This window comes from Caulobacter sp. FV2ye17ST, assembly GCF_058680955.1.
This window is the reverse complement of the sequence record NZ_CM178727.1, coordinates 902,066-917,592: the sequence shown is the minus strand read 5'-3', so window position 1 is coordinate 917,592 and position 15,527 is coordinate 902,066. Positions and strand designations below refer to the sequence as shown.

The 15,527-nt window shown below is 66.5% G+C and carries 9 protein-coding genes and 2 tRNA genes; 5 read left to right on the top strand and 6 right to left on the bottom strand.

Annotation, left to right across the window (positions count from 1 at the left end; translation table 11 throughout):
- Positions 1-111 precede the first annotated feature (111 nt).
- A complete protein-coding gene (locus tag ACW17V_RS04455; RefSeq protein WP_419320360.1) occupies positions 112-552 on the bottom strand; it encodes a Ros/MucR family transcriptional regulator in 441 nt (146 codons plus the stop codon).
- A 344-nt stretch (positions 553-896) separates the two neighbouring features.
- Positions 897-970, bottom strand: a tRNA-Gln gene (locus ACW17V_RS04450).
- Between the two features lie 151 nt (positions 971-1,121).
- Between ACW17V_RS04450 and ACW17V_RS04445 the strand changes: the two genes are divergently transcribed.
- Positions 1,122-1,198 (top strand) — tRNA-Pro (locus ACW17V_RS04445).
- Between the two features lie 129 nt (positions 1,199-1,327).
- Positions 1,328-3,112, top strand: coding sequence for a signal peptide peptidase SppA (gene sppA / locus ACW17V_RS04440; RefSeq protein ID WP_492107675.1), 1,785 nt, complete (start codon positions 1,328-1,330; stop codon positions 3,110-3,112).
- Positions 3,113-3,687: 575 nt separating this feature from the next.
- On the opposite strand, the gene ACW17V_RS04435 is transcribed toward sppA, so the two are convergent.
- A complete protein-coding gene (locus ACW17V_RS04435; RefSeq protein WP_492107674.1) occupies positions 3,688-6,711 on the bottom strand; it encodes a TonB-dependent receptor domain-containing protein in 3,024 nt (1,007 codons plus the stop codon).
- 651 nt (positions 6,712-7,362) lie between these two features.
- Between ACW17V_RS04435 and ACW17V_RS04430 the strand changes: the two genes are divergently transcribed.
- Positions 7,363-7,773 (top strand): TIGR01244 family sulfur transferase, encoded by a 411-nt coding sequence (locus tag ACW17V_RS04430; protein ID WP_492107673.1) that lies wholly within the window; start codon positions 7,363-7,365, stop codon positions 7,771-7,773.
- A 44-nt stretch (positions 7,774-7,817) separates the two neighbouring features.
- Here the strand turns inward: ACW17V_RS04430 and ACW17V_RS04425 are convergent, their stop codons facing one another.
- Positions 7,818-7,958, bottom strand: a complete 141-nt coding sequence (locus ACW17V_RS04425; RefSeq protein WP_492107672.1) for a hypothetical protein — start codon at positions 7,956-7,958, stop codon at positions 7,818-7,820.
- A gap of 59 nt (positions 7,959-8,017) precedes the next feature.
- On the opposite strand from ACW17V_RS04425, the gene ACW17V_RS04420 reads away from it, so the two are divergent.
- Positions 8,018-8,911 carry an MBL fold metallo-hydrolase gene (locus ACW17V_RS04420; RefSeq protein ID WP_492107671.1) on the top strand — a complete coding sequence of 298 codons (894 nt, stop codon included), beginning with the start codon at positions 8,018-8,020 and terminating at the stop codon, positions 8,909-8,911.
- Here the strand turns inward: ACW17V_RS04420 and ACW17V_RS04415 are convergent.
- Entirely contained in the window at positions 8,908-11,712 is a 2,805-nt protein-coding gene (locus ACW17V_RS04415; RefSeq protein WP_492107670.1) for a long-chain-fatty-acid--CoA ligase, read from the bottom strand. The two genes, ACW17V_RS04420 and ACW17V_RS04415, sit on opposite strands and share 4 nt — an antisense overlap.
- A gap of 240 nt (positions 11,713-11,952) precedes the next feature.
- On the opposite strand from ACW17V_RS04415, the gene ACW17V_RS04410 reads away from it, so the two are divergent.
- Positions 11,953-13,719 carry a response regulator gene (locus ACW17V_RS04410; protein ID WP_492107669.1) on the top strand — a complete coding sequence of 589 codons (1,767 nt, stop codon included), beginning with the start codon at positions 11,953-11,955 and terminating at the stop codon, positions 13,717-13,719.
- A gap of 191 nt (positions 13,720-13,910) precedes the next feature.
- Here ACW17V_RS04410 and ACW17V_RS04405 read toward each other — a convergent pair whose 3' ends face one another.
- A complete protein-coding gene (locus tag ACW17V_RS04405; RefSeq protein WP_492107668.1) occupies positions 13,911-15,410 on the bottom strand; it encodes a bifunctional aminoglycoside phosphotransferase/ATP-binding protein in 1,500 nt (499 codons plus the stop codon).
- Positions 15,411-15,527 lie beyond the last annotated feature (117 nt).

The following is a 15,527-nucleotide window of genomic DNA, read 5'->3' as shown; positions in this document are numbered from 1 at the left end:
CACGCTCCCGCGAGCGCTTTGGGCCGTCTTCGGCGGTCAGGCGGCCGGACAACGCGCAACAAAAAAGGGCCGGCCTCTCGGCCAGCCCTTCTTCAGTATATGTCGAAAGGCCTAGGCCTTGCGGGCGCGGGGCGCCTTGGCGGGGCTCTTGGCCTTGCGGCCGCCCTGACCCAGGCCCAGGGCCTTGGCCATGGCCGAGCGGGCTTCGCTGTAGGCCGGCGCGGTGGTGGGGTAGTCGTTGGGCAAGCCCCACTTGGCCTTGTATTCGGCGACGGTCATGCCGTGCGTGGTCAGGTGGCGCTTCAGCGTCTTGTAGGGCTTGCCGTCCTCGAAGCTGATCAGGGCGTCCGGCGTGATGCTCTTGCGAATCTGCGCCGAAGTAGCCTTCGTAACGGCCTCAACAACCGGAGCTTCCGGCGAACCAATACCAGCAAGGGCGTCATGCGTGGCGCGAATCAGAGCCGGAAGATCGGATACCGGCGTGATGTTATTCGCGACATAGTTGGCCACGATTTCCGCAGTCAACTCGATGAGCGAGGCTTTGTCTTCCACGATGACGTCTCCAATCAGGCTTTGATTTGGAAATACACCCCCTACGTTGGAATACAAGTAGTGATTGGATCAAACGGCGGTCGAGATCGCTTATTCAGACGGCCTTTTCTGTTCCGGTCCGCGAAATAAAGATCGATGGTCGGTAAATCGCGATCACGACCACCCCCACGACGGCCACGCTTGGCTCAAATGTAACAGAGTTCGAGCCAAGCTCTGGGCTAGACCAGTGACTCAACTTTCGACATTGAGAATCGATACATGCGCGCTTTGCGGGCAGGCCGGCTCCATCGCCCGCGACGGCGCAAGGCGGCGGAGGCCGCGATGCGTTTGACGTGATGAAGAAGTGGCTGGGGAACTAGGACTCGAACCTAGAACGACGGTACCAAAAACCGCTGTGTTACCATTACACCATTCCCCAGCAGGAACGGCGAAACCCTGTAGGGCTCGGCGAGGCGGTGGAGATAGCGCAGGAGTCGGATGGATGCAACGGCGCTTTCAACTTCTTTTTCGAGCGCCACAATTGACCCTTGCGAGGGGGCGATCCCGCCTCTATAAGCCGCCCTCCAAGTCGGAGTGTGGCTCAGTCTGGTAGAGCACTGCGTTCGGGACGCAGGGGTCGCAGGTTCAAATCCTGCCACTCCGACCATCTTCTCCCGTTTATAAATCCCTTTGTTTCCAACAGATTCGCGCTCAGCGCGGTCGGGTTGCATGCTGTTCATTTGTACGGCGACGCGACAGCCGTTAGCTTGCGCCTGAATTGGTGACGGGATCTTCGATGAAGCAGTTCTTCCTGACCGTGGCTGGCGTATTCGTCGGCCTGGTGTTGTTCGTGGTCGGCGTCCCCTTCCTGCTGATCGTGATGGCCGCCGGCGCCGCGCGCCCGGCGCCGGTTCCCGCCCATTCCGTGCTGCATCTGGACCTGCGCGGCGGCCTGACCGACCAGGCCGCCCAGAACCCCTTCGCGGCGTTCGGGGGCGGCGGAAACTCCGTCATGTCGGTGATCGAGACCCTGCGGCGCGCCGAGAACGACGACAAGGTCAAGGCCCTGCTGGTTCGCCTGCCCGAGGGCGGCATCGCGCCGGCCACCGCCGACGAACTTCGCCTGGCCTTCAAGCACTTCCGCTCGGTCGGCAAGAAGCCGATCTACGCCCACAGCCAGGGGCTGTATCCCTCGGGCATGGTGACTTCGACCTACATGCTGGGCGCGGCGTCCAGCGAGTACTGGATGCAGCCCGACAGCAGCTTCCAGGCCGTCGGCGTGGCCAGCGAGGCGATGTTCTTCAAGCGCTTCTTCGACAAGTACGGCGTCAAGGCCGACTATGAGCAGCGCTACGAGTACAAGAACGCGGTCAATCCCTACCTCTATAGTGACTACACGCCGGCGCACCGCGAGTCGTCGCTGTCATGGATGGGCTCGGTCTACCGCACCGCCCTGACCACGGCCGCCGCCGACCGCATGAAGAACCCCGCCGTGCTGATCCGCGACCTTGAGGCCGGCCCCTACAGCGCCCAGGAAGCCCAGGCCAAGGGCCTGATCGACCGGGTCGGCCAGGTCAACGATATCCAGACCCTGGCCCTGTCGCGCGCCGGCAAGGGCGCCAAGCTGATCGATTTCGACGACTACGCCACGCGCTCCAAGCGGCCGGCGTCCAAGACCGGACCGGCCATCGCCGTGATCGGCGCCGAGGGTCCGATCGTCACCGGAACCAGCGGCTCGGCCTCGCCCTTCGGCGGCGACTCCACCGTCTATTCCGACGACGTGGCCAAGGCGCTGTACGACGCCGCAGCCGACAAGGACGTCAAGGCCATCGTCTTCCGCGTCTCCTCCCCCGGCGGCTCCGACACCGCGTCGGAACAAATCCTGGCCGCCGTGAAGGCCGCCAAGGCCGCGGGCAAGCCGGTGGTGGTCAGCATGGGCACCTATGCCGCCTCGGGCGGCTACTGGATCAGCAGCGGCGCATCCTCGATCATCGCCGAGCCCACCACCCTGACCGGCTCGATCGGCGTCTATGGCGGCAAGTTCGCGATTGGCGAGGCCCTGTCACGCTTCGGCGTCGACACCCGCGAGGTGCATGTGGGCGGCGACTATGCCGGCGCCTTCGGTTCGGGCGACGGCTTCACCAACGAGCAGCGCGCCAAGTTCGCCGGCTGGATGGACCGTATCTATGCCGGCTTCATCACCCGCGTCGCCGAGGGCCGCAAGCTGCCGCCCGAGCGCGTGCGCGAGATCGCCAAGGGCCGGGTCTGGACCGGCGAGCAGGCCAAGCAACTGGGCCTGGTCGACGAACTGGGCGGCTTCTACCAGGCGGTCGACAAGGCCAAGAGCCTGGCCAATCTGACGGGCGACGTGCGCCTCAAGCGCATGGACGGCGGCCAGTCGCCGTTCGAGGCCATCGAGCGCGCCCTGGGCATCAGTTCGACCTCGATGCGCACCCTGGCGGCCTCGGCCTGGATCCTGGGCGATCCGCGCTCGCAGGCCATTCTCGACGAACTGGCCACGGCCCGGCTGCGCGCCGCGCCGGGCGGCGCCTCGGTGCTGGCCGACACGCCGATCCGGTAAGCCGCGGCCGACAAGGGACGAAACGAGGGCCGCCCGGCATCGCTGGGCGGCCCTTTTTCTTGGGCCGTCTTGAGCGGCTAAGGACACCGCAGGACCTGCTGTGGAGGCGGCGCTGCGCCTAGCCCGCCTCAGCGTCGCCGGATCCTGCTACCGGCGCGCTCCGCCAGGCATGGGCGACTTGCCGTTCGGGAACGCCTTCAGCACGACACGGCGCTGGCCCGCACGGCCCATGAAGGCCCCATACCTGCCCTCAGCGTCCACAGGCGCGCCGCAGTTGGCCCAGCGGCGGAGATTGGTTCCAGACCGTCGGCGGCGATCCGGGGCGTCCCCACACCGCCAGGACGGCGCGAGACCCCAGGATCAACATGCGGGGCGCCGTCAGGTCGGCCAGCCCGCGTGCCCAGGCGCATGGCCGTCAGTCTTAGCGGATGAACCCGCCCATGAGAGCGGCCCCAGGAGAAACGGCCAGGCTCCTTTTGAAGGCTGTCGCCAATTCTGGTCGAGGAACCGACAAAAAGAAAATGCCGGCGCTTTCGCGCCGGCATTCCCAAAGTCATCGAAGAGTAGAGCTTCGATTAGAAGGCGTAACGGACGCCGAGGTAAGCACGACGCGGTTGGACCCAGTTGTTGGCTTGACCAAACTTGTAGATGCCGTCGCCGGCTTCCAGCTTCATCTCGTCGGTTGCCGATTGCTTGTTCAGCACGTTGAAGACGTCGAGGAAGAACTCGGCCTTACCGATCGGCAGGTCGCGCACATACTTCAGACGCATGTCGAAGGTGTAGTACGACGGAGCCGTTTCGCTGCCGACCTTGCCGGCCTGCAGGTACGTGTCGGTGACGCCGCCGAAGTTATAGGCATCGTCCATCGGCGCGAAGTAACGGCCGCTGATCAGCTGCGACGGCGTATACAGGGTGCCGCTGTTCCAGTTGAACACGCCGCTGGCCTGCAGACCGAAGTCGAAGTCATACGAGCCATAAGCCTTGAACTGGTGCTTGATGTTGCCCGGCTGCTTTCCGTAGACGTTCGGAGCGCGCGGATCGAGCGCAACCCAGTCGCCCTGGAAGTCGGCGTTGCTGTCCGAGTTCGAGTTACCCTCGGCCTTGTTGTGGGTGTACGAAGCCTGACCTTGCCAGTTCGTGGTCTTGAACTTGGTGACGGTGAATTCGAAGCCCGTGTAGTTACGCTCGCCACCCGGCAGGGTGCCCAGGACGTAGTTCGCGTTCGGCTTGCTGGTGTAGCCGAAGTACGAATACGGCAGGTAGAACGCCGAACCCGGGGCGGCGTAGCCTTCGGGAGCGGTGGCGACCGTCAGGGTAGGATCCGAGTACAGCGCCAGGTCGAAGTCTTCGAGGATGTCGCGGGTCTCGCGGTGCGTCAGGGTCGCCGACACGCCGATGCTCGAACCGAAGGTCGTCGAACCACCGATCATGAACTCGTTCGTGTACGGGGTCTTGGTGTTCGGCGAGAACAGGGCGTCAGGCGTGGTCGCGCCACCGCGGGTGCGGAACGTGACCCATTGGCCGCCGATGAAGACCTGCTCTTCGTCGACAGGACCCGTCAGGGCGCCGGCGAAGTCCGACATGTTGTTACGAACGGGATCGTAATAACGGCCGGCGAAGGCGAACAGCTTGCTGCGGCCGTTGCCGAACAGGTCGTAAACGACGTTCACGCGGGGCGCGATTTCCCAGTCGAAGGTCGCCGACTTCGAACCGTCGGACGCGAAGTGTTCCCACTTCTCGGCGCGAACGCCGGCGCCGATGGTCAGTTGGTTCCAGGTCCAGGTGTCCTGGGCGTACAGGGTCTGGCCTTCGCTCTTCACCGAGTAGGGCGCGTTGACCGTGCGCAGGGCGCGGTAAACGTTGACGTTGCCGTAGGGGTTACCCGCGGTGCTGGTGAAGCGGTAGGCGTTCAGTTCCGCAACCGACACGGTGCCATCGGCGTTGGTGTCGACAGCCGCGCGAGCCGTGGCGTTGGCGTTGATCGCGGCGATAACGCGGGGGTTATCCGCCTGAACGATCGAACGGGCGGTCACGGCCGGAGGAGCAACGCCACCCTGGGAAAGACCGGTGTAGTCGGCATAGGACTTGCCGGCATAGGCCGAGGCCAGCGAGGCGTAGGTCGCGCCGCCCGGGACCGAGCCGTTTTCTTCGTAGGTGTTGGTCGAGTTGGTGTAGCCGGCCTTGAAGGTGTGGCTGCCGAACGACGTGTCCAGATAGTACTCGGCGGTCAGGCCGTACTCTTCACGGTCACGATGCTGTTCCAGGTTCGAACCGAAACCGCCCAGCTGGCGCTGCGCGAGCGTGGCGCCGGCATTGCTCTGGAAGGTGACGTTGTCGCGAACGGTCTGGTCAGCGGCGCTGCGGGTAAACTCGCCCTTGTGGTTGTAGTAATAGGCGTTGGTCTGCAGGTCGCCCCAGGTGCGAGCGTACTCGATCTTGTAGTTGTCGCCGCCCTGCTTGGTCGAACGGTCGCGATTGTTCAGGACCGCCGAATCCGACGAACCGGTGAGCTCGGTCGGGTCGTTGAAGAACGAGCCGGTCAGACGGTCGTTGTCGGTGATCTGCCAGGTGGCCTTGAAGAAGGCGTACTTGTCGTCGCGCTCGACCGAGCGGCGGACAGCGCCCGAGGTCGGGTCGAGGACTTCGTCTTCGCGGTGCTTCTTCTGGTACGAACCGAAGACCCACAGGCGATCCTTGATGACCGGGCCGCCGAGGGTGAAGGCGGTGTCATAGGTCTTGAAGCCGCCCGACGTGGCGTGCTTGTCCTTGGAGACCAGGCTGTCGTTCTGCAGGTAGTAGTTGACCGAACCGTGCCACTCGTTGGAGCCCGACTTGGTGACAACGCGCGAAACCAGGCCCGAACCACCAGCGAATTCGACCGGCACGCCGCCGACGATCACTTGTTGTTCCTGGATGATTTCCGAGTTGAAGTTGGCGCCGAAGGTGCCGGCGGTCGGGTCGGTGACGTCGACGCCGTCGAGGTAGTAGACGTTGTCGGTCGAAGCGCCGGTGGTGCCGCCGACGTCGGAGTAGTTGATGCCCGAACGCGACGAGGGGTTGCCGCCGGTCGAAGGCTTCACGCCCGGAACCAGTTGCAGGTAGCTCTGATAGTTACGGCCGGTCGGGAGCGATTCCACGACGTCCAGGGTCAGGGTGGTGCCGACGGTCGCCGAGGTGACGTCAACGGCGGCCAGCGAGACGCCGGTCACGATGATTTCTTCGACGGCGTTCGCATCGGCGACGGCGGCCAGGGCGTAACCGACGCTGAGGTCCTTGCCGCTGACAACGGCGACGTTGCTGGCGGTGTACTCGTTGAAGCCGGAGGCCGAAACGGTGACCGAATAGTTGGTCGACGGGTCCAGGCCGGCCAGGCGGGCGCGGCCGTCAGTGCCGGTCACGGCGGACTTGGACACCAGGCTGTCGGGCGAACGCACGACCACGGTGGCGCCCGACAGGGGCGCGCCATTGGAGCCGGTGACGGCGACGCGCAGCGCGCCGGTCTGTTGGGCGCTGGCGATGGTCGGAATGGCGGTGGCGACGGCCGTGATGGCCAGCGGCGTCGCGATCGACGCCAGACCTGCCAGCAGCGTCGACGTCAACAGACGTGCGCGAACGCTACCCTTCGTGGAATTCATGTTCATCTTATCCCCTCTAGCATGGTGCAGCGCTACGGCCGGACTGGCCCCTGAAGAAACGTTTCGTCCGGCGTGCGCGGAAATCCGCGCGAAGTGCACCACGAGATTACTGGTGTCCCGGAAAACATTTCCCCGGTTGGCGGGGACGTTAGGAGCCATGACAGTTTTGGGTCAATTGTCATTACAGGCCGGTAACCCACATCGCTCAACGCTGTCGCATAAACGCAACACGGGGGCCCCATTTTCGCCAAAGACGGTCGGGCCATTCGACGCACCAAGCTGAGCCGCAGACCAAGTCTCCCCTAAAAGCTTGGTTTTATGGATAAATTCAACCGGTCAGCGCTCAATGAACATTGCTATCCCAAGGTTGTAGAGGACGGTAAAATCCACCTCGCCAATCTTGACAATACAGAAACACATTCCAGATATCTGCCGAAATATCGGTGTTTTCCACCCCTCTATTCGTCAATTACCGGATATCGATTTCGGCTAATGATCGTTTCGAGGGCACGTTCGGGCCCCAATGCCCGTTGCCACGGCGCCCGGCTCTCGTGATGATGCCGCGCCGGCCGCGCGTTTCCGCGGCGGGCTGGTCAGCCAGTTGAGCGAGCACCCATGAGCGACTTCCGACGCGTCACAGAATCCCTTTCCGTCAGCCCGCAGGTCACGGAAGCCGATATCGCCCGGGCGGCGGATGAGGGATTCGTTCTGGTCATCAACAACCGGCCCGACGGCGAAGACCCCAGCCAGCCCTCCAGCGCCGTGATCGAGGCGGCGGCGCGCGCGGCGGGCATGGACTATGTCCACATCCCGGTGCGGGGCGGGCCCGGCCCCGACCAGGTCGAGGCCGTCCAGCGCGCCGTGGACGCCGCCGGCGGCCCTGTGCTGGCCTTCTGCCGTTCCGGGACGCGTTCGATCGTCACCTGGTCGATCGGTCAGGCGCTTTCCGGCGCGAGCGACCGCGAGACCCTGGTCCGCCAGGGCGCGGCGGCGGGTTACGATCTGTCGGGCGTCCTGCCCGGCTGACGCGACGCACAGGCGCGCTCAAGCTGCGCCATATAGAAGAGTGGCTAGAGCTGAACCCGCGCGGCCATGGGAGACTGTTCAGCCTCGCAGCTGGCCAGGACGAACTGGGCCATCACGAGACACAGCACGGCGAAGGCTGCCCGCTGAAGCCGTTTTGAGACAAAAATCGCCGCGTCCGCCACCATGGCTCGTCCTCCAAGGGTTACTGGAGGGCTCAACCGCAAGACCGGCGCCGGAGACAGCGATGATCCCCTATATTCGTGAGATCGAGTTCGAGTACGGCCGCTGCGATCAGGTTTCGCCGCTGATACGACGGGTGATCGCCCGTAATCCGGGGCCGTTCACCTTTACCGGCACCGGGGTCTATATCGTCGGCTCGGGCGAGGTGGCGGTGATCGATCCCGGCCCCGAGATCGCCGAGCATCTCGACGCCCTGCTGGCGGCGCTCAAGGGCGAGCGCGTGACCCATATCCTGGTCACACACCATCACCTGGACCACTCTCCCCTCGCCCGCCCCCTGGCCGACCTGACCGGCGCCACGATCTATGGCCGCGCCGCACCGTCCGACCATGGCGAAGCTCATGCCGGGCTCGAGGAAGGCGCCGACGGCCGCTTCAGGCCCGATGTCGAGCTGGTCGACGGCCAGGTCCTGTCCGGACCCGGCTGGACGCTGGAAGCCATCACCACGCCCGGCCACACGTCCAACCACGTCTGCTTTGGCCTGAAGGAAGAGAACGCCCTCTTCTGCGGCGATCACATCATGGGCTGGTCGACCACGGTCATCACCCCGCCCGATGGCGACATGGGCGATTATTTCGCCAGCCTGGACAAGGTGAAGGCCCGCGACTTCGACACCCTGTGGCCCACGCACGGCGCCCCGATCCGCGCGGTCACGCCCTTCATCGACGCCTATATCGCCCATCGGCGGGCGCGCGAGGCCCAGATCCTCGACGCCCTGGCCGCCGGCCACGGGCAGATCAAGGCGATGGTTCCGGTGCTGTATGCGGCGGTGGACCCGCGCCTCCACCCGGCCGCCGCCATGTCGGTGCTGGCCCACATCCAGCAGCTGGTCCGCGAAGGCCGCGTGGCCTGCGACGGGGCGCCGGATCTGGACGCCAACTACAAGCTGCGCGCCTAACCCCTGATGGCGGTCAGCAGGCCTTCGATCCGCCGGCAGTTGCGGCCCAGGTCGGCGCCGCCCTCGCGACTGATCGAACGCAGGTCGACCCGCGCGCCGGCGGCGTCGGGACGGACCCGCACCACCAGATCGTCGACCAGTCCGTACCAGTAGCTGCTGCCCGTGGCCTCCAGCCGTCCGTCCATCGGATCGTCGGTGATCAGGCTCAGACCCGAGGCCAGCACCGCCGCCTTGGCCGCCTCGTAGGCGTCGGCGGGGCTTCGCTCCATGACCAGCGGACGCGCCGCCGGGCAGGTCTCGGCATTGACGTCGGCGACGCGGCGGCCGGCGAAGACCATCGAGCCCACCGGCAGGCTGGGATCGTCCTCGACCGCCTGGGCCGAGCCCCCGCGCGCGGCCAGGGCCGCGTCGGAAAAGCCCAGGGGCGTCTTCCAGTCGGTGGCCACGTCGTGCACGGGCGGCGCCCGGCCGCCCACGGCATTGACGCCCAGCATGGCGGCGATGGTGGCGGCGGTGATCAGCAGGATCAGCAGGACCCGCTTCCACAGCTTTCCGAACCCGACCATCAGGGCGATGATCAGGCCCAGCACGCCGGTGGCGACGCTGAGATAGGCCACCTTCGGCGCCCAGTCCTGGGCCATCAGGGTGTAGCCCAGCGGCAGGTCCAGCAGGCCAAACTTCACCCCCAGCGCGCCCACGGCCACCAGCAGGCCGGGGACCAGGGCGATGACCAGGGCCAGGTCCAGATAGAGCGGCGCCCATCCAGGGGTCTGGCCGACCCTGGCGGCGGCCGCCCTGGCCTTGCGCTGATCGCGCGGCGTCAGCGGCATGGCGAAGGGCAGATCCCCGGCGACCGAGGCCACAGGCGTGGCGACGGGCGGCGCGGCGGCGTCGGGCTCGCGCAGTCTCAGGGGCTGGTCGTCCAGATCCTCGGCCGGCGGCAGGTCTTCCGCGGGCGGCAGGTCCTGGACGTCAGGCGCGACGACGAAGGTCGGCTCGATCTCGGCCGGGGCGGTTTCGACATGAACCTCCCCGGCCTCAAGCTCCCCCGCGGCGATCGCCTCCACATCGGGCGGCGTCTCCACGGGATCTGGCGCATAGATACGGGCGGCCTGCCCGCCATCAGCGGCGGCCAGGGTCGGCGCGGCGGCCACGGCGGTCGGCAGCACATAGTCCTTCAGCCGCTGGCGGATCAGCTTCTTGTCGATCTTGCCGGTGGCGCCCAGCGGGATGTCGTCGACGAACAGGACGTCGTCAGGCATCCACCACTTGGCGATCTTGCCCTGCAGGAACTCCAGGAACTCTTCCTTGGTGGCGGTCTCGCCCTCCTTCAGCTTGACCAGCAGGATCGGCCGTTCGTCCCACTTGGGATGGGGCACGCCGATCACCGCCGCCAGCGCCGCCTTGGGATGCCCCGCAGCGATATTCTCGATCTCGATGGTGCTGATCCACTCGCCGCCGGACTTCACGACGTCCTTGGCGCGGTCGGTGATCTGCATGAAGCCGTGATCGTCGATCGTGGCCACGTCACCGGTATCGAAGAACCCCTCGTCGTCGAGGATCTTGCCGCCGGCGCCGCGGAAATATTCGCCGGCGATGGTCGGCCCCTTGATCTTCAGATTGCCGAAGCTCTTGCCGTCGTGCGGCAGACGCTGGCCCGCGTCGTCCGTCAGCTTCAGCTCGACACCCAGCGGCGGCCGGCCCTGCTTGAGGCGATAGGGCATCTGCTCGTCATAGGGCAGCTTGGCCAGGTCGTCGGTCATCACCGACAGGGTCCCGACCGGCGAGGTCTCGGTCATGCCCCAGGCGTGGACCACCTCGACGTCATAGTCTTCCTGGAAGGCGCGAATGATATGCTCGGGGCAGGCCGCGCCGCCGATCACCACCTTCTTCAGGACGGGCAGTTTCAGGTCGTTGTCGCGCAGATGCTGCAGCAGCATCTGCCAGACCGTGGGCACGGCCGCCGAGAAGGTGACGCCCTCGGTCTCCAGCAGTTCGTAGATCGACGCGCCGTCCATCTTGGCGCCGGGCAGCACCATCTTGGCCCCGGTCGCGGGCGCCGAGAACGCCACGCCCCAGGCGTTGGCGTGGAACATCGGCACCACCGGCAGGATCACGTCGCGCTGCGACAGGCCCATCACGTCGGGCTGCAGGGTGATCAGGGTGTGCAGGAAGTTGGAGCGGTGCGAATACATCACCCCCTTGGGGTCGCCCGTCGTGCCCGAGGTGTAGCAGAGCCCCGCCGCCGTGCCTTCGTCGAAGCCGCCCCAGGCGCAGTCGGCGCCATGGCTGTCCAACAGGGTCTCGAAGCAGTGGACGCCCTTGAAGTGCGGGGCCTCGCCGGCGGGTTCGAAGGCCGGCATGTGTGCGCCGTCGGTGAAGACGACCACATGCTCGATGCTGGGAACCTTGGGCAGGATCGCCGCCACGATCGGCAGGAAGGTCAGGTCGGTGAACAGCACGCGGTCGCCCGCATGGTCGGCGATCCACGCGATCTGCTCGGGGAACAGGCGCGGGTTCAGGGTGTGGCAGACGGCGCCGATGCCCATGATCCCATACCAGGTCTCCATGTGGCGACCGGTGTTCCAGGCCAGGGTCGCGACCCGGTCGCCCGGCTTGATCCCCAAGGATAGCAGGGCGTTGGACACGCGCCGGGCCCGATCGCGGATGGCGCCATAGGTCGTACGCACGATCGGGCCCTCGACCGACCGCGTGACGACTTCGCGTTTACCGTGCCACTGGGCGGCGTGGTCGATGATCTTGTCGACCGTCAACGTCCCGTGCTGCATCAACCCCTGCATCGAACCCGCTCTCCCGAAGGCTTCTTGTTATGAGAATGGAAGCTACCGGGCGGGGCCCGTCGGCGCAACGCGCCGCGCGCGAAGAGCGAACGTCTTGACGCCCTCCCGGCAGCGCGCGGTTGCAACGCCCCGCCACTCGCCCCCGCGCTGATCCGTCGCAGCCCGACTCAAGGTCTGGTTTGGCTTAACAGGTTATCTTCAAGCCTTGGGCCGCTTCCCCGGCCTGGTCAGGATGATTCCTTGCGCTGGCTGCAATCCCCTTGGGCCGACGAACGGCTGGACGAGGTGGCGATGGACACCCATCGCCTGGTGCCCTCGCGCCTGATCTCGGCTGTGGTCGTCGCCTTCCTGCTGGGCCGGGCGCTGAATCCCGCGATGATGATGTCATGGCTGGCGGCTCTGGTTGTCGCCGAGGGCCTTGCCCGCCTGGTCACGCGCGGCTTCAAGCCGGGAGTCGCCGGAACGCCCGCCCGGCGCATGGGCTTTGTCCTGTGCGCTCTGCCCATCAACCTGATCTGGGGCTGGCTGGCGGCGATGCTGTGGCTGTCGCCCGGCGATATCCTGAAACTGGCGGCGGTCAGCGTCTGGGTCGGACAGATCGTCTTCACCCAGAACTATCGGCACCAGCCCTGGCCGCTGGTCGTGGTCAGCGCGGTCGTACCCCTGGCAAGCCTGTGGATCTTTCCGTTCTTCTTTTTTGACGCCCAGGGTCTTGCCGCCGACACCACGCGCTGGGGCCTGCTGCTCCTTGTGGCGAACACCATCAGCACCATGATCTCCAACCGCGCGGCCGCCCGGCGCATGGACCAGCTGACCCACGGCCTGCGTGAGGAGCGCGAGCGCGCGCTGGAGGCCACCCGCGCCAAGTCCACCTTCATCGCCGTCACCAGCCACGAACTGCGAACACCGATGAACGGCCTGCTGGGCATGGCCCACGCCCTAGCTCGCTCCGACCTCAACGCGACCCAGCGCGAGCAGATCCGCCTGATGATCAAGTCGGGCGACAATCTGATGCAGTTGCTCAACGACGTGCTGGACCTGTCGCGCATCGAGGCGGGCAAGGTCGAGCTTGTTCCAGAACCGTTCAATCTGGAGGAAGCCGTCACCGACATCGTCAACGCCTGGCGCGACGTCGCCGTGGTCAAGAACCTCGACCTGACGATCCGTTTCGACGCCGAGGTTCCAGCCTGGATCGAGGGGGACGCCCTGCGCGTGCGCCAGGTGCTGATGAACCTGATCTCAAACGCCCTGAAATTCACGGTCGAGGGAGGCGTCGACCTGCACATCTATTCGCCCCGGGCGCCGGCCAACGGCCTGCACGAGATCTTCTTCGCCGTGCGCGACACGGGGCCGGGCGTGCCGCCCGAGGCCGTGGGCCGGGTTTTCGAAAGCTTCACCCAGGCCGACGACACCATCTCGCGGCGTCATGGCGGCGCGGGCCTGGGCCTGACCATCTCGCGCGCCCTGGCCCGCCAGATGGGCGGCGACCTGACCCTGGCGCCCTGCGATACCGGCGCCTGCTTCGTCTTCAGCATCCGCGCGCCGGGCGCGGAGCCGCAGCTGGCGATCGAAGCCGCGCGCGACAACATCACCGCGATGGCCTCGGTCCGGGTGCTGATGGCCGAGGACAATGCGATCAACCAGCTGGTCGTGCAGACCATGCTGGAGGCCACCGGCCTGTCCCTGACCGTGGTCGAAAACGGCCAGGCGGCTCTGGACGCGATGACCGGCGGCAGTTTCGACTGCGTGCTGATGGACATCAACATGCCGGTGATGGACGGCATCACGGCGCTGGCGGCCATCCGCGCCGGCGCCGCGGGCGATCCCCACCTGCCGGTCATCGCCTTGACCGCTTCGACCATGGCGGGTGACCGCGAGCGCTTCCTCAAGATGGGCTTCAACGATCACCTGGGCAAACCGGTCAAACCCGAAGCCCTGATCACCGCCATCGCCCGGGCGACACGCGCCGACGCGTCCGCAACGGACGCGCTGCACGACGCGGCGTGACGTTAAGCTAGGGATTCCAAAACGTCCGCTCTCCCCGGCGAAAGCCGGGGCCCAGATTCAGCCAGAGCGTTTGGAGTTAGTGCGCCCACCGCTTCGGCCAAGATAGCCGCCTCTCCGGGTTCGATCTGGACCCCGGCTTTCGCCGGGGAGAGCGGAAGAAAGAAGAGCAAACGAGACGCGGCCCGCCAAACCTAGCCCATCGTCTCGGCCAGGGCCCGCGCCTCGTCCTCGAATGCGCTGACCGTGTCGACCCGGCGCCAGGCGATGTCGCCGGTCTGGCGCGTCAGCTGGGTCTCCAGAACCGCGACATCGGCGTCGGACGCGTCATTGACCCGGGCGGCGACCCGGGCGCGCAGCACTTCGGGCGGCGCTTCCAGCCAGACGCCCTGGAAGGCGACATCGGCGGAGGCGGCCAGCGCCTCGGCCCGCGCGCGCTCCTCGGGCTTCATGAAGACGGCGTCCAGCACCACCGAGCGGCGGGCCTTGAGGGCCAGGGCCGCGTCGCTGAACAGCTGGTCATAGACCCGCACGCTCATCTCCGGCGTATAGGCCTCGCGCGGCAGGCGCTCCAGCGACGGCACGCCCCACAGGCGCTTGCGGATCTCGTCCGTCCGAAGGACCACGGCGCCCGGAGCCGAGCCCAGGCCGGGCGCGCAGACGCGGGCGAAGGTCGACTTGCCCGAGCCCGACAGCCCCCCGGTCGCCACCAGGCTGACCGGCCTGGGCGCCAGATGTTCCAGGGCCGTGGCCAGATAGGCCCGCGCCGCTTCGTCGTCGCCGGTATAGGCCCAGACGTGGGTGCGTACGGCGGCGCGCACGCTGAGCATCAGCGGCAGGGCGGCCAGGCCGGTCCACAGGCCGTCGCCGAACGACCGCGCGGCCTCGTCGAGATAGGCGTTCAGCACCCGACCGGCCGCGTCGCGGCGACGGCGGAAATCCAGGTCCATCAGCAGGAAGGCCAGGTCGTACTGGATATCGATATCCGACAGGGTGTCGTTGAACTCGATGCAGTCGAACAGGATGGGCCGGCTGTCCTCGATCAGGATGTTCCCCAGATGCAGGTCGCCATGGCAGTGGCGGGCGAAGCCCTCGGTCGCGCGGGCGTCCAGCAGCGGGCCCAGACGCTCCAGCGCCAGATCGGTCTCGGCGATCAGGCGCTCGACGGCCAGCGCGCCCAGACGCGGGGCCAGGCCGCGCAGCAGGTTGGCGTTCGAGCGGATCGTATAGCCCAGGGCGTTCACCCCGCCGCCCTGCGGCCGCAGGGTCGCGCCAGCGTGAAAGCGCGCCACGGTGCGGCCAAGGGCGTCTTCCAGGGCGTCGTCAATGGCCCAGGGCTGGGTGGCCAGAACGCCCTGCTCGTCGAAGCGGCGCATTTCGAGAGCGTATTCGACGACCTCGCCGTCACCGTCGACCTCGATGCCGCCCCCGGCGTCACGGGTCAGTCGCCGGACGGTGCGGTAGATGTCGGGCGCGGCGGCGCGGTTGAACACCAGCTCGCGCTCCAGCGCCCAGCGCCGCAGTTCCAGGGTGGAATAGTCGAGAAAGCCGAAGTCGACGGGACGCTTCACCTTGAAGGCGGCGTCGCCGATCAGGAAAACCCGGGCGCACGAGGTTTCGATCGTGTTCTCGGCCCGCTGGGCGAACCAGGCCGCCACTTCCTGTTCGCGCGCGCTCTCAGCGTCCTTGTTCACGCCCAAAATCCTGTCGCTTCGCGCTCGCAGACCGGCGCCGGGCTCCCATAACCGAATCTCGAGCCCACGTCCTCGCCCATGGCTTGCGCCAATTCCGGATACTCGATTAACTTGCAG

Excerpts from the sequence above, each read along its gene's own strand:
- sppA (WP_492107675.1), top strand. The coding sequence starts at position 1,328 with ATGAAGCAGTTCTTCCTGACCGTGGCTGGCGTATTCGTCGGCCTGGTG.
- ACW17V_RS04430 (WP_492107673.1), top strand. The coding sequence starts at position 7,363 with ATGAGCGACTTCCGACGCGTCACAGAATCCCTTTCCGTCAGCCCGCAG.
- ACW17V_RS04425 (WP_492107672.1), bottom strand. The coding sequence starts at position 7,958 with ATGGTGGCGGACGCGGCGATTTTTGTCTCAAAACGGCTTCAGCGGGCA.
- ACW17V_RS04420 (WP_492107671.1), top strand. The coding sequence starts at position 8,018 with ATGATCCCCTATATTCGTGAGATCGAGTTCGAGTACGGCCGCTGCGAT.
- ACW17V_RS04415 (WP_492107670.1), bottom strand. The coding sequence starts at position 11,712 with ATGCAGGGGTTGATGCAGCACGGGACGTTGACGGTCGACAAGATCATC.